Here is a 14,257-nt window from a genome sequence, read left to right as displayed (position 1 = left end):
CTTATTTACTTAGATATTTCTTTTCGTAGTGGTGGTACAAAAGATAACCCACAATACCAAACAAGACAGGCCCAACGACCATCCAGATACTGCTTACGTAGTTGCCACTCAAAGCGGGAGCGATAATCGTAAAAATAATCGCAAAACCGACCGTTAGCATTACGACACAGACCGCTAATTTGGCAACCAGTGAATTTTTGTAGAAGACAAAGGGCTTTTTGATTTTCTGGTTGGCTTTAAACCCAATGAACGAAAAGGCAATGAACAGGTACGGAATTACCATGGCCACGTTGGTCATCTGAACCAAGATGTTGAAGAAGGCTTTGGCACTTTGTCCCCCAAACGAGATTACGAGGATGAACAAGATGACTAAGAGTCCTTGAATCATCATGGCGTTGCCTGGCACGTTGTGTCGGTTGATTTTGGTAAAGAACCTCGGCCAGATTTCTTTGGGAGTACCCTCCACGATCGTCTTGATTGGCGAAATAACAAGCGTGATGAAGGCCCCACTCAGTGCTAGAAAAATGGAAACCCCAACGTAACGGCTGACCCACATCCCGATTTGAACGGAGACGCCATGAGGAAAGTTCAGGGCGGTCCCCAGTTGATAACCAAAGTTATTCATGATAACGAAAGGGATGTTGACTAGGTTAATGTTGTGTTTTGAACCCAAGACCTGGTTCCAGTTCGTAAAAGCTCCGACCATGAAAATCCCAATCGAATAGACGACGGAAATGGTGATGGCCGAGATGGTGATTCCTTTAGGAAAAGTCTTTTCGGGAGTCTTGGTTTGATCAACGAGCCCCCCAATGGTTTCTAGTCCACCGTAGGCAAAGATTGCGTATACGATAAATCCGAGGACATTAATTAATGAATCGTATTGCGGATTGGGTGATACTAAGACGGCTTTCCAGGAGAGGGGCTGAAAGGTGTGGCCGTTAATTAAAAGGATGATGGCACCACCAACAATGAGGATTACGTTGGTCAACATGGCCGCAAACCCACCGATGGAAGTGACCTTCTGAATTTGACTAATTCCACGGGTAGCGATGAACGTAATTACGATCATCAAGAGGACGGCTAAAAGGCCGATGGTTTCAACGCTTGAAAGCCCAAAGAGGTGAGCATCTGACGTTTTATCAACGCCGAAGATTGCATTTGAAAGTGGGACCCAGATGGCTGAACTGGTGTTGACCATCCAGATGATGGCGGAAGCATACCACATTGAGATTCCCGTGAAGGCGAATTTAGGATTAACTGATTCGCTCATCCAAGTGTAGATGCCACCGTGCTTTTCTGAAAAAGCCGCACCAAACTCCGCAATCATGAACGCGAACGGGATGAAGAAGCAGAGCGCTGCCAGGATGTACCAGATGATTGAGGCATACCCCATTAGATAGAACGCTCTGGAAATGTTCGCTGATCCGAAGACGGATGTAAAGATCATTAAGATTAACGCAAATAATGATAACTTTTTATTGTCCATCAAATGTAACCTCCAATTTCTTAAATAATTCTTAAAGTATAACAGGAAAATCCCGATTTGTGACACAAAAAAAGAATTCATTGCTGAATTCCTTATTTTTTGAATTGAATTTTAACGTATTCGCGATACTTGGGCAAAGTCTTGATTAACTCTTCGTGAGTCCCGTGTCCACTGATTTCACCGTGGTCAACAAAGTAAATGTCGTCTGAATCAACGATGGTACTCAATCGGTGAGCAATAATAAGGGTAGTACGACCCTTCATGAGTTGATGAAGCGCCTTTTGAACCATGGCCTCTGATTGTGAATCAAGACTGGCCGTGGCTTCGTCAAGCATCAAGATTTTTGGATCTCGCAAAAAGGCCCGGGCGATCGCCAGTCGTTGTCTTTGACCACCACTGACCTTGATTCCTCGTTCACCAACTTGAGTGGAAAGTCCGTCGGGCATCTCCCTTACAAAGCCCTCCGCGTACGCCAGGCTTAGGACGTGCCAGAGTTGGTCATCGGTAAACTGCTCGTCTAGTCCATAGGTCAAGTTATGGCGAATCGTCCCCGCCATGATGGCTGAATCCTGACTAACCAGTCCGATTTGATGCCGCCAGTTGGAGAGGTTAATGTCCTCGATGTTTTCCTTGCCAATTGTAAGGGTGCCAGATGTTGGTTGGTAGTAACGTTCAATCAAACTGAAGATGGTTGATTTTCCACTTCCAGAAGGTCCAACGAAGGCCGTAGTTTGATTGGGCTTGGCGGCGACGTTGACTTTTTTTAAGACCGGTTCATCGGGGTCGTAGGCAAAACTAACGTCATTGAGGCGCAACGTTTTACCGCCAATGTCATCTGAGAAGCCCGACGCAAAGTCTTCTTCTGGTTCAATGAGGAGTTCTCGGACGTGTTCAGTAGAACCATTGGCCTTCGAGAGGTCGGTGACAAAACGACCCAGCATGCTAACGGGACCAATGATTTGAAACAGGTACATTAGAAAGGCAAACATGGTTCCGATGGTCATGGCTCCAATGGCAACCCGGTGAGCGCCATAGGCTAAAATGCCAACGATCATAGCCATCATGACCGTGTTCAGGATTGGTCCCGCAATGGAATCGTAGACCGACTCTTTGAGGCCGATTCGATACAGATTGTGAATCAAGTTAGAACCAGCGTTGGTTTCGTACGGTTCGGCATTTGATGATTTGACTAAGCGAATTTCGTTTAAAGTTTCCTGCGCCTTTCCGCTGAAATCAGCCATTTGGTCCTGACGCGACTTCCCAATCTGACTCGACTTGTGAATAATGGGTCGCATCACGGTCATGACGATGGGAATGGCAATAAACATGATTAAGGCCATTCGCCAGTCCATGATTAGCATGATGATTAAAGCCCCGATTAGTTGAAAGATCGACGTAATCGTGTTGGGAAATGAAACTGACAGTAAGTCTTTAATCTGATCCGTGTCACTCACGAGCCGCGAGGTCATTTTTCCGGTCTTCACGCTATCGAAGTAGTGAACGTTTAACTTCACCATTTTCTCCCATAGTAGTTCTCGAAGGTTAGCCACTACGTCTTCACCGAAGAAACCCAGGAGCGTTCCTGAGCCTGCGTTAATGAGGGCACTCAAGACGAATAAAATAACCATGGCAAAAATCAGGACTAGACTCACGCCCTTGGCGAAGTCGTTCACCATGACCTGGGCAATCTTTGGGACCGTTAGTTGGGCTCCGGTAGCGATTAGTCCCAGGATCAGTCCGACCATTAGTTGCCAGTAGTGGGGTTTAGTTTGTCGAATTAAATGGAAGAATCCCCGAAAGTTAAAGGATCCGTTATTTTTTTGGTTTTTCTTTTTCACGTTATCACTCCTTAAATCGTAACTACTATCCTATCACAAATCGACTTGCTTGAAACGAATATTCATTCCGCTTATCCTGATCGTAGAAACACATTGAGAGGAGTTCTCATCATGGAATATGAGTATTACACGTTAAATAACGGAATGCAGGTTCCAAAGATTGGTTTTGGAACCTATCTTTTAAAGGGTTTTGCAGGTGCAATGGCGATCACTTCTGCCATTCATAAGGGTTATCGGTTAATCGACACTGCCTATAATTATGAAAACGAAGGGGCCGTTGGTCGTGGAATTGAAAACTCGAACGTCCGCCGTTCTGATTTGTTGGTAACTTCAAAGTTGCCAGGCCGTTACTACGACCGAAAGAGTGCCATTAATGCCATTCAAGAGTCACTTTATCGGGCTGGTCTAGACTACTTTGACATCTACTTGTTGCACTGGCCTAATCCCAAAGAGGGGAACTATGTTGAAGCATGGCAAGCACTGATCGATGCCCAACAGTATGGTTTGATTCGGACGATTGGAGTCTGTAACTTCCTACCTGACTACTTGGACAAGCTAGTTGATGAGACGGGCGTCATGCCGTCAATCAACCAGATTGAACTTCATCCCTACTTTAATCAGGCTGATATGCGTCACTATGATGAGGAACACGGGATTTTAACCGAGGACTGGAGCCCACTTGGTCGTGCCAGTGAGATGTTAAAGAACCCAGTTCTGGTTGACATGGCCACTAAGTACCATAAAAACGTTGGTCAATTGATTTTACGCTGGGAGATTCAGTTAGGAACCCTGCCAATTCCTAAGTCAGCTCATCCTGGTAGACAGAGTGGTAACCTGAACGTCTTTGACTTTGAGATTACTCCTGAAGATATGGAAACGATTGATTCGTTAACCAAACCAGATGGTCGAACTCATAATCAAGATCCAGCCACTTACGAAGAATTTTAGATTAATTAATGCTTGAAATCAATTAATAAAGGAGACCCACTTCTGGGTCTCCTTTTTGTACGGATTAATTAATAAATAATTTCAAGAACTTTTTGAAGCCGATGAAGTAATTTTTCGGAATCACTGGGAGATTCCATTGCTTCTTTAATCGTCTGGTGGCACAGAACGGTAATGGCCCACCGTTTGGCTGGCAGCTTAATGATTGCCGAATCATCAATGTTTTTCTGATTATGCAGGATGTCCATCTGAATAAATTCAAAGTATTCACTTTCAGCACTATCTTCTAGAAAGGAACGGGCGGCATCAACGTAGTCGCTTGGTTTCAGTTCATCAAGCTTTTTATTTGTGAAAGGTCGATGAATGGTTGATAAAACCAGTCTGCGCGTGTAATCATAGCCACCCTTTAAAGTAATGAAGTATTTGTAGTAGGCTCCACGTGAGATTTTGGCATCCTTGATGATCCTGGCAACTTGGGCGTCAGCGAAGGGATGAGTGGAAAATTCATTTAAAAGGGCACTGTTGATGCGATCCTTTTTTGCCTGGGGGAGATTTACAAAAGTTGACGATGGCATAAAAAATCCTTCCTTCTATGTAATAATTTAATTATACCCACATGTTGACACGGTGTTAACCGCTAATTTATCATAATTGGCTCATTAAAAGTCCGAATAAACAAGCGATGATTCCATGATTTCCCCCTTTCATAATAAAAGACCGAACATAAATGTCCGATCTTAATTGTTAGGATTAAGTTATGCGAAGATGTAGCCAAATCCACCAGGGCCAACGTGGGTCATAACGATGGGACTTGTCAGACGGCAAGTCACGTTGATGTCAGGTCTAGCTTCCTTGATCTTAGCGGCAATTTTCTTTGGGGCCGTTCCGTCGTCAACGTATGAAAGACCAACTTCGGAAATATCCTTATTATTGATGATTTCATCAGTTACTTGGTTGGCAATCTTGGTCATTTTCTTGATGCCACGGCACTTGTACTTCAGTTTTAAAGTTCCCTCAGTCAGTTGAATTACGGGCTTTAGTTGAATTAGTGAGGAAATAAAGCCAACCGCCCGGCTAGCACGCCCACCCTTGACCATGTAATCAAAACTGTTGATGAAAACGTAGGTCATAATGTTTGGTACAAAAGCCTTTAAATTGTCCATAATTTCGTTAACAGACTTGCCTTGATCGGCCAATTTTTTAGCGCGTATGACGGCAAAAGTAAGACCACTATCAGTTGAATCACTGTCTAGGACTGAGATGTCTCCGCCCACTTGTTTGGCAGCGGTCCTAGCCGTCTCAACCGTTCCACTTAAAACCTTGGTTAAATGAATGGAGATGATTGAAGCGTCTGGATCTTCTTTTTGAATTTTTTCGTAGGCTTGAATGAATTGACCCAGAGAAGGTTGACTGGTCTTCGGAAATTCTTTGTCGTTTGCAAGATGATCGGAGAATTCTTTTCTGGTAATGTCAACACCATCTTCATAAGTTTTACCATCAATGGTAACCTGAAGTGGTACGACCGTGAGATTATTTTTTTGAATTTCATCTGGGGTTAATTGAGCAGTTGAATCAGTAACAATATGAATCATGTGTTTCTCCCTCCAATTAACGTTTCGTTAATTTGCCTTATGGACCTTAATTATAGTAGAAGGATCGGTTTTTTCCCAGTTAAAATTGGATTTAATTTTAGTAGAAAGTTTGGTTAAGCGTGGGACAGGTAACTTCATCTTTGAAAGTGCGGTTACATAGTGTGAATGGTGTAACCGGTTGGCAATCACATTATAAAAATTATAAATTAGAGAAAGAAGTAGCTTTTTTGTTGCAAACAAGATATAACTATATTAGGGAGAAAAGCAGGGAGTTTCATCATGAAAAATAAAATGAAAATCCTGTTAACCAGTGTTGTTTCGGTGCTGGTAGCGGGTTCGATGGTAGCCGGATTGGTTGCCAAAAAGCGTGATAACGAAAAGAAGCATGCGACAAAAAAGTAAGCATTGCTGATTATTAGGGGGATTTCAACTACGGTTGAGTTTCCCCTTTTATTATGGTCGATCGTGTAAGCATTGAAATTAAAGAAAAAATTAAAATGAATAATGAAGTGAGGCAAGCAAATGGTAAAAGGAAGAAAAAAAGAATTAAGGTTGAGTACCGTTTTAATCTATTCGTTACTATTAAATACCGGGTCATCCTTTATGTGGCCGCTAACCACGGTCTACATGCATAATTACCTTCATGAATCTCTGACAACGGCCGGCATCGTGCTGTTTGCCATGTCAATGTTCATGATTATTGGGAACTATCTGGGTGGTTATCTTTTCGATCGCTGGTCACCATATAAGACCGCCATCATCAGTGTCCTAATTACGATGACTTCGATTGTGACTTTGATCTTCTTTCACGGCTGGCCCATCTTTGGCATTATGTTACTGCTGTACGGACTGGGTAACGGCTCCAGCATGACGCTCTTAAATTCGTACGCATCGATGATCACCTCTAAAAGTACGCGATACGTTTTTAATTCGTTGTACGTGGGGCTTAATCTGGGGGTCGTTGTCGGAACCGCGTTGGTTGGTTTCTTGATGAAGTACGGGATTTCGATTGTTTTCATCGTGGCAACGGGTTTTTACATTGTGTTGTTGTTGATGACGATTTTTGAATTTAACATTAAATTACATCGACCAGCACCGACGGCCGTTAAGCGTTCACAAGATGACGACGATGTTTCTGAGAAAAAGAGTCGCGGTTTAAAACTGATTTGGCTAATCTGCATCATGGTTTTTTGTATTTATATGAGTTATACGCTCTGGGAAAGTGTCATGTCGGTCCACATGACTCAACTAGGGATCTCATTTGAAAATTACAGTTTCTTGTGGACGATTAATGGGTTATTGATTGTTTTCATTCAACCGATTATTAATAAAATCGGGGCTCGGTTTAAGATGAGTCGTCAGATTGCCTTTGGGGTAATCATTTTCGCGCTAAGCTTCTTTATGTTAATATTTGCTAGACAGTACGCCGTTTTCGTAATTATCATGGTTATTTTGACCTTTGGTGAGATGAACGGATTGCCGGGAATTCCGGCGTGGATCGATACGTTAGCGGACCCCAGACAAAAGGGGAAGTTTCAGGGACTATTTAATATTTTTATGTCACTTGGAAGGGCAGTGGGACCACTCTTTGGTGGATTAATGGTTGAATTTTTCAACTATCCCGCTTTATTTATCGTATCCGGCGGACTGATTTTATTCGCATTGTTCTGTGTGATGAGCGAATCAAGAAAGTTAAGTAAAACACGTCAAGATTAGTGAGGTAAACCATGGTCGACACTTATTATAAAGATTCAATTGATGTGTCTGACGCACACCAAAATAATTTAAAGCACGTTAACGTCAAACTCCCTAAACACGAAATCACCGTTTTTGTCGGTGAGTCCGGATCGGGGAAATCGTCGTTAGTATTCGACACGATTGCGGCCATGTCACGTCGTGAACTAAACGAAACGTTTCCTAGTTTTTCACAACAGTATCTCCCAAAGTACGGGCAGCCGCACGTTGGTGACATCAAAAATTTGCCAGTTGCCATTGCAATTGAACAGAAACAACTAACCGGCAACGCCCGGTCGACGCTTGCCACCTATACGGGAATCTACTCGTTATTACGGCTCCTGTTCTCACGGGTTGGAAAGCCGTTTGTGGGATACTCGGAGGTCTTTTCGTTTAACCTGCCGCAGGGGATGTGTCCGTACTGTCAGGGATTAGGTTATGTCGATGAAGTTGATGAGTCAAAGTTAATTGATCCAGAAAAGTCACTTAATGACGGAGCGATTACCTTCGTTAGTTTTGGACCCGGAACCTGGCGTTGGCGGGGATACGGTTACAGTGGTTTATTTGATAATGACAAACCAATTAAAGATTATACTCCCGAAGAGTACGACTTGTTGATGCACGCGCCGCAGCAAAAACTGTACAATGCGCCTGCCTACTACAAAACAAGCCAGTACGAGGGTGTGGTTCCTAGAATCAAACGTTCAATCATCAACAGTCGTGAGGGTAAGCACCACAAAGAAGCCATTAGTGAGATTGTGACCCGTGAAGTTTGCCCGGTATGTAAGGGAGCTCGACTTAACCCCAGATCTTTGAGTGTTAAGATTAATGATTTTAACATTAACGACGTTTCTAAGATGGACCTGGTTCAGTTCTTGGACTTTTTGGAGTCCATTAAAGATAACCTTGGAGATGAAATCATCCGGGGTTTAGAGTCTAAGATTAAACCCTTAATCGACATTGGATTAGGGTACTTGACCCTCGATCGGACCACCAGCACCTTATCAGGTGGTGAAGTGCAACGCATTAAGATTGCTAAACACCTGACCAATTCACTGTCGGATATTCTGTACGTTTTTGATGAACCCAGTGTAGGGCTCCATCCTCACGACATCGCTTTGATAAAAAAAGCCATGATTAACCTAAAGAAGAAGGGTAATACCATCTTTATCGTTGACCACAACCCAGAGATTATGTCGATTGCCGATCACGTGGTCGAAGTGGGACCAAAATCTGGTGCCGACGGTGGAAAGATTACCTTTACTGGAAGTTATCCAGAAGTGTTGGATTCTGATACTTTGACCGGAAAATGGTTAAGGGCACCTCATCACTTCGCCAAACCACTTCAACCTAACGGATTTGTAGATTTGGAGCATGTTCACATGCATAACATTGATGATGTGAGTGTCAAGGTACCAACTGGGATTATGACCGTTTTGTCAGGAGTGGCTGGATCTGGTAAGAGTTCACTAGCGGAGGCCATGAAGGACCATTTAAACGGCAATTACGTTGATCTGACGCAAAAACAAGCCGGCATCAGTATTCGTTCTACTCCCGTGACCTATCTCAACATTTTAAACCCAATTCGAAGACTTTTTGCGAAGGCCAACAACGTTTCGACCCAACTCTTTAGTTACAACGGCAAGGGTGCTTGTCCGCGTTGTAAGGGAAAAGGGGTCACAATTACCAACATGGCCTTTATGGATCCGGTCGTTCAGACCTGTGAGTTGTGTCACGGAAAACGCTACAGTCAGGAAGCCTTGGGATACAAGTATCACGACCAAGACATCGCCGACGTTTTGTCAATGTCCGTTGCTCACGCGGCTGAGTTCTTCAGGGATGTTCCTGAAATCGCGAATCCGTTGAAACAGATGAGCGAAGTCGGATTGGATTATTTAGCGTTAAATCAGGCTTTGACCACGCTATCTGGTGGTGAACTGCAACGACTACGATTAGCCCAGATGCTAGAAGAGAAGGGCAAGATTTACTTTCTTGATGAACCCACGGCCGGTCTGCACATGAATGACACGCAACGATTGCTGAAGTTATTTAAACGAATGGTTGCTGAGGGTGACAGTTTAATTATCGTCGAACATAACCTTGATGTAATCAGTCAGGCTGACTGGTTGATTGACATGGGACCTGGAGCCGGAACGTATGGTGGAAACGTCCTGTACAGTGGAATTCCCGAGGGATCGGAAAAAGTTCCCCAATCATTTACCGGAAAAGCCCTTAAAAAGTACATGTTGCCTTATAAAGAAAGATAAACAAAAAGAGATCATCACTGATATCAGTGATGATCTCTTTTTGAATTAGAATCCGATGAAAGACTCAATGTTGGCTTTTATCATATTGATACCATCTTGGATGGTCATGATAATTTGTTGAAGAGCATTATTATCCCGTTCACTAGCATTTTGTTCGATTTCTTGTTTGGCTTTTTCAATGACATCTTGAGTTTTTTGGTTAGCTGCATTACTGCCATTGTTGCCACCATTATCAGCGTTGTTCTGGGGTTTATTGTTATAATTTTTAACCACCACGGGCTGATTTTGTTTAACCTGTTGCTGGGCACTCTTTCCTGAACGGTATAAGCCAAAGATTCCCAACAAAATGATAATCGGGAAAATAATTACGATCCAGCGGAACCAGTGGTGTTTCTTCTTTTTTAGAGCACTTTGGTACTGCGTTTGATTGGGTGCTGTTCTATCAACACCAGGGGAAACCACCTGCGCACTTGGTGCGTACACCAAGTTGTAAGTGAGCGTTCCTCTTGCAAAAGTTCCGTTGATATTCTCGTTCGGATTGACGGCCACAACCCGACCCATGTTTGCCGGATAATCAACGTTTCGTTTAAAGGTGACGTTAGTGAGGTAACTGACGGCATTCTGATCACCACTAAGTCCCTGAACGACGTATCCCTTTAGGTCAGGGACTTCGATTGAAAATGCTTCCCCGGGAGTTTGCGAATATTTTAATGGGTTAGTCAAATTTTGACCGTTTTTATCAACAACGTTAATAACTACGTTTCCGACATTGCGGTCCATTCGACTACCAACTGTTTCATTGTTCATTGATTGAGTGCTCCTTTAATCAGTTTATATGCATTATCTTACCATTATTTCTCAATCTCACAAAAAGAATCCAACCCAATTTCCCGCACCTTAATGGGTGATCAGGTGTCGATTAGTCGCCTCAAATGTGATATCATGATTACTGTAAGTGATAGTCATTAACTATCAGACTGAATATTGAGAGGAAGAATGACATGAGCGAAAAAAAGATTATTGAAAAACTCGATGACATTAAAGATTACGAAGACAAAATGGCTGATTTAGTATCAGCAATCTTGACCGACCAACCTTGGGAACAAACTGATGAAGTTCGAAACGTTTACTTCTTGGATGTAACTGATTTTGGGAAAGACCTTCAAGACGTTTTGGACCAAATGAACGTTTTGCGTGACCAATACGATGAAACATTACACTCATACTTGGGTGTTCCATTCATCCCTTACGTTCCACTATCAAAATTAACTGATGCCGCTTTTCAAACTTTAGTTGACGTTGACCCAACTGACAACATCACTAAGACTAAGAAGAACAGTGTCTTTGTTGATTCACGTGTTATTGATAGTAAAGATGGTAAGCACATTAGCTTGGACTTACAATTTAACGAACAATAAGATTAAGTGTAAAGAGAGTTGACACCTTGGTGTTAGCTCTTTTTTTATGGCGTTCTTGAAATAAATATTTTAAAAATGATTGACAGAAAGTAATTTGAGTTGTTTAATTAGTGGCAATTAAAGAAGAGGAGGAATATTCCATGAATAATCATATTAATCATCAAAACAATCTTTATGCTTACTTTACTTGGTACGAGTGCGTATCTAAGTAAGGTTGTTTTGAGTGCCTGGTTAGATACCGTAAGGATACTAACTAGGCTAATTACAGATTATCGTTGGATATTTCTAATAACGAATGTGTTTTTAATCCCAGTTAGCATCGAATGTTAACTGGGATTTTTTTGTCTATCGAAAGGAGCACTATTATGTCAGCTGATTTAATAAGTAAAATGAACCACGAAATGTTGCAGTTATCACCATCGTCGATTTTAAAATTTAATGATGAGGTGAGTCAGATTCCTGATATTATTCCGTTAACGTTAGGTGAACCAGACTTTAACACCCCTGAACACGTTAAGAACGCGGCAATTAAAAGTATTCAACAAAATGAGAGTCACTACGCTCCTACCAAGGGAACCAAACAACTGCGGGATGCAGCTGCGCACTTTTTACAAAGTAAATACGATTTAAACTACGACCCGGAGACGGAGATCATTATGACCGCTGGTGCGACGGGCGGAATTTATACGGCGTTAACATCGGTTTTAAATCCTGGGGATGAGGTTTTGATACCAACGCCGATTTTTCCACTCTACTTTCCGATTATTAAACTGAGGAGAGCCACCCCGGTTTTTATGGACACCTCTAAAACTGACTTTGTTCTCACTCCAGAACAGTTAGAACAAAATTTAAAGGATCATCCCAAAACCAAGGCGATTGTCTTGAATTTTCCCACTAATCCCACTGGCAAAACTTATCATCCTGACGAACTCCAAAAACTGGCCGATGTGATTAAAAAGCACGATATTTTTGTGATTTCTGACGAAATTTACAGCGAACTGACTTATGACGGTAAACATACCTCAATCGCTAAATATCTTCCCAAACAAACCATTTTATTGAATGGAGTTTCAAAGTCACACGCGATGACCGGTTGGAGAATTGGAATCATGGCGGCGCCTAAAGACATCACCAGCCAACTTGAAAAAATCGATCAATTTACGATCACTTCAACCACCACAAACGCACAAGCTGCGGCCGCCGAAGCCCTTGGAAATGGAATGAATGATACTGATGCCATGAAAAAGGAGTACCGAAAGCGACGTGATTTTGTTTACGAGAAATTGAATGCGATGGGCTTTAAGATGGCCAATCCTGATGGAGCTTTTTACATTTTCGCTAAAATACCGGCTGGCTTAATTCAAAATAGTATGGACTTTAGTTATGACTTAGCCCGTAAAGCTAAGGTAGCCGTCATTCCCGGAAGTGCGTTTGGCCCAGGCGGGGAGGGTTATGTCCGCATTAGTTATGCTACTTCAATGGAAAATTTAAAAGAAGCCATGGACCGGATTAGTCAGTATGTCGAAAAAGAAATGGGAAAATAGTTGTGACACCAAAGCCCTTAACTACTTACGATAGTTAAGGGCTCTTTTGCGGTGCATTTTAGTTTACGTACAATTACTTGTTTTTGGCCTCTTTTTCTTGAGCCGCTTGACCCAAGATGTTGAGGTAGTTAAACGGACGGTCAAAGTTTGGTTGAAACAGCATATCAACCATGGCTAGGTCGTCGATGGTGTTTTCGTTTTGAATGGCAACCGAAAGAACGTTAGCGGATTGTGAAATGTCATAAAGACTGGTCAATGCGCCACCCAAGATTTTACGGGTGTCAGGACTGTAAACCAGTGACATTAGCACAGGAGTCGTGGTAGGCATGAATTCAGGACGGTAGTTGTCTTCAACAATTACTTGATGAGCGTTAATGCCCTGAGCCTTAGCGGCACTCATGGTTAATCCGGTTGAGGCAAGGTTTCGGTCGTACAACTTCAAACCGGAGGAGGATTGCGTCCCCATGTATTTTTCGGTGTCGTTTTCGATGTTTTTTCCAACCAAGATTCCTTGACGAACCGCATTGGTTGCCAGCGGAATGTAGGCGTTTTTGTGGGTTGGATTGTAGTGAACGGCGGCACTGTCACCAGCGGCGAAGATGTCCTTGTTAGAAGCATGCATGTAATCATCGGTGATGATTGCACCGTTTTCAAGCATGTCAACTTGACCCTTGAGTAGACTCGTGTTGGGTTTGAAACCAATGCACAAAATAGCTAGGTCAGCAGTAAATTCGTCACTGCTGGTCTTAATTGAGACTGTATCACCGTTATCAATGAACTTTTGCACCATTTGGTTTCCTTCGAATTTAACCCCATGGTCCTTGTAGTCTTTTTCAACGATGTCAGTAAACTTAGGGTCATAGTATTTACTTAAAACCCGGTCAACTCCATCAATCAAAGTGACCTCATGGCCAGTCTTGGAATAGGCTTCGGCTAGTTCGGCCCCGATGTATCCAGCTCCAATGACAGCGATCCGTTTAGCGTCCTTGGCGTCATCGAAAAGTACCTGAGCGTCGGTCCAGTTCTTACAAAGCTTGACGTGATCGCTATGAACGCCCTCGATTGGAGGGACAACCGGAAGGGAACCACTGGTCATTACGAGCTTGTCGTAATGTTCGGTCTTACTTTCACCGGATTCTAAATCCTTAACGGTGATTTCCTTGTTATTTGAGTCGATGTTAGTGACTTCGTGCTTCATTTGCACGTCGGCGCCAAGTCCCTTTAATTCCTTTGGATCAGAATAGAACAGGCCTTTTGGATCCTTAACTTCGCCACCTAAATAAAGGGCGATTCCACATGATAGAAATGAGATATTGTCATTTTTTTCATAGACAGTTAAGTCATAATCGGGATGCTCTTTTAAGATTTGTTTAACCGCAAAAGTTCCCGCATGGGTACAACCAACAACAATAATTTTCATGATGCAACTTACC

Annotated in this window: 12 protein-coding genes; 6 read left to right on the top strand and 6 right to left on the bottom strand. The window is 42.7% G+C overall.

Annotation, left to right across the window (positions count from 1 at the left end):
- Position 1: 1 nt before the first annotated feature.
- A complete protein-coding gene (gene yjeM / locus AC6UD8_RS04815) occupies positions 2-1,486 on the bottom strand; it encodes a glutamate/gamma-aminobutyrate family transporter YjeM (protein ID WP_500699570.1) in 1,485 nt (494 codons plus the stop codon).
- Positions 1,487-1,578: 92 nt separating this feature from the next.
- Positions 1,579-3,324 (bottom strand): ABC transporter ATP-binding protein, encoded by a 1,746-nt coding sequence (locus tag AC6UD8_RS04810; protein ID WP_500699571.1) that lies wholly within the window; start codon positions 3,322-3,324, stop codon positions 1,579-1,581.
- A gap of 111 nt (positions 3,325-3,435) precedes the next feature.
- Between AC6UD8_RS04810 and AC6UD8_RS04805 the strand changes: the two genes are divergently transcribed.
- Positions 3,436-4,272: an aldo/keto reductase gene (locus tag AC6UD8_RS04805; RefSeq protein ID WP_500699572.1), complete on the top strand. Its 837-nt coding sequence runs from the start codon at positions 3,436-3,438 to the stop codon at positions 4,270-4,272.
- A gap of 68 nt (positions 4,273-4,340) precedes the next feature.
- Here AC6UD8_RS04805 and AC6UD8_RS04800 read toward each other — a convergent pair whose 3' ends face one another.
- Together AC6UD8_RS04800 and AC6UD8_RS04795 are read right to left on the bottom strand one after the other, a co-directional pair.
- A complete protein-coding gene (locus AC6UD8_RS04800; RefSeq protein ID WP_500699573.1) occupies positions 4,341-4,844 on the bottom strand; it encodes a TetR/AcrR family transcriptional regulator in 504 nt (167 codons plus the stop codon).
- Positions 4,845-5,024: 180 nt separating this feature from the next.
- Positions 5,025-5,861: a DegV family protein gene (locus tag AC6UD8_RS04795; protein WP_500699574.1), complete on the bottom strand. Its 837-nt coding sequence runs from the start codon at positions 5,859-5,861 to the stop codon at positions 5,025-5,027.
- A gap of 279 nt (positions 5,862-6,140) precedes the next feature.
- On the opposite strand from AC6UD8_RS04795, the gene AC6UD8_RS04790 reads away from it, so the two are divergent.
- From AC6UD8_RS04790 to AC6UD8_RS04780, 3 genes are all read left to right on the top strand, one after another.
- Positions 6,141-6,263 carry a hypothetical protein gene (locus AC6UD8_RS04790; RefSeq protein ID WP_500694107.1) on the top strand — a complete coding sequence of 41 codons (123 nt, stop codon included), beginning with the start codon at positions 6,141-6,143 and terminating at the stop codon, positions 6,261-6,263.
- Between the two features lie 120 nt (positions 6,264-6,383).
- Positions 6,384-7,577 (top strand): MDR family MFS transporter, encoded by a 1,194-nt coding sequence (locus AC6UD8_RS04785; RefSeq protein WP_500699575.1) that lies wholly within the window; start codon positions 6,384-6,386, stop codon positions 7,575-7,577.
- Positions 7,578-7,588: 11 nt separating this feature from the next.
- The gene (locus AC6UD8_RS04780) at positions 7,589-9,862 is read left to right on the top strand and encodes an ATP-binding cassette domain-containing protein (RefSeq protein ID WP_500699576.1); all 2,274 of its coding nucleotides are present in this window, start codon (positions 7,589-7,591) and stop codon (positions 9,860-9,862) included.
- A 45-nt stretch (positions 9,863-9,907) separates the two neighbouring features.
- On the opposite strand, the gene AC6UD8_RS04775 is transcribed toward AC6UD8_RS04780, so the two are convergent.
- Positions 9,908-10,669, bottom strand: coding sequence for a hypothetical protein (locus tag AC6UD8_RS04775; RefSeq protein ID WP_500699577.1), 762 nt, complete (start codon positions 10,667-10,669; stop codon positions 9,908-9,910).
- Positions 10,670-10,863: 194 nt separating this feature from the next.
- On the opposite strand from AC6UD8_RS04775, the gene AC6UD8_RS04770 reads away from it, so the two are divergent.
- Together AC6UD8_RS04770 and AC6UD8_RS04765 are read left to right on the top strand one after the other, a co-directional pair.
- Positions 10,864-11,280: a hypothetical protein gene (locus tag AC6UD8_RS04770; protein WP_500694103.1), complete on the top strand. Its 417-nt coding sequence runs from the start codon at positions 10,864-10,866 to the stop codon at positions 11,278-11,280.
- Between the two features lie 365 nt (positions 11,281-11,645).
- Positions 11,646-12,824 carry an aminotransferase class I/II-fold pyridoxal phosphate-dependent enzyme gene (locus AC6UD8_RS04765; RefSeq protein WP_500699578.1) on the top strand — a complete coding sequence of 393 codons (1,179 nt, stop codon included), beginning with the start codon at positions 11,646-11,648 and terminating at the stop codon, positions 12,822-12,824.
- A 73-nt stretch (positions 12,825-12,897) separates the two neighbouring features.
- Here AC6UD8_RS04765 and AC6UD8_RS04760 read toward each other — a convergent pair whose 3' ends face one another.
- Positions 12,898-14,244 carry an FAD-dependent oxidoreductase gene (locus AC6UD8_RS04760; protein WP_500699579.1) on the bottom strand — a complete coding sequence of 449 codons (1,347 nt, stop codon included), beginning with the start codon at positions 14,242-14,244 and terminating at the stop codon, positions 12,898-12,900.
- Positions 14,245-14,257 lie beyond the last annotated feature (13 nt).

This window comes from Fructilactobacillus sp. X1R3C1, from assembly GCF_059901545.1.
This window is presented reverse-complemented; position numbering and strand designations above follow the sequence as displayed.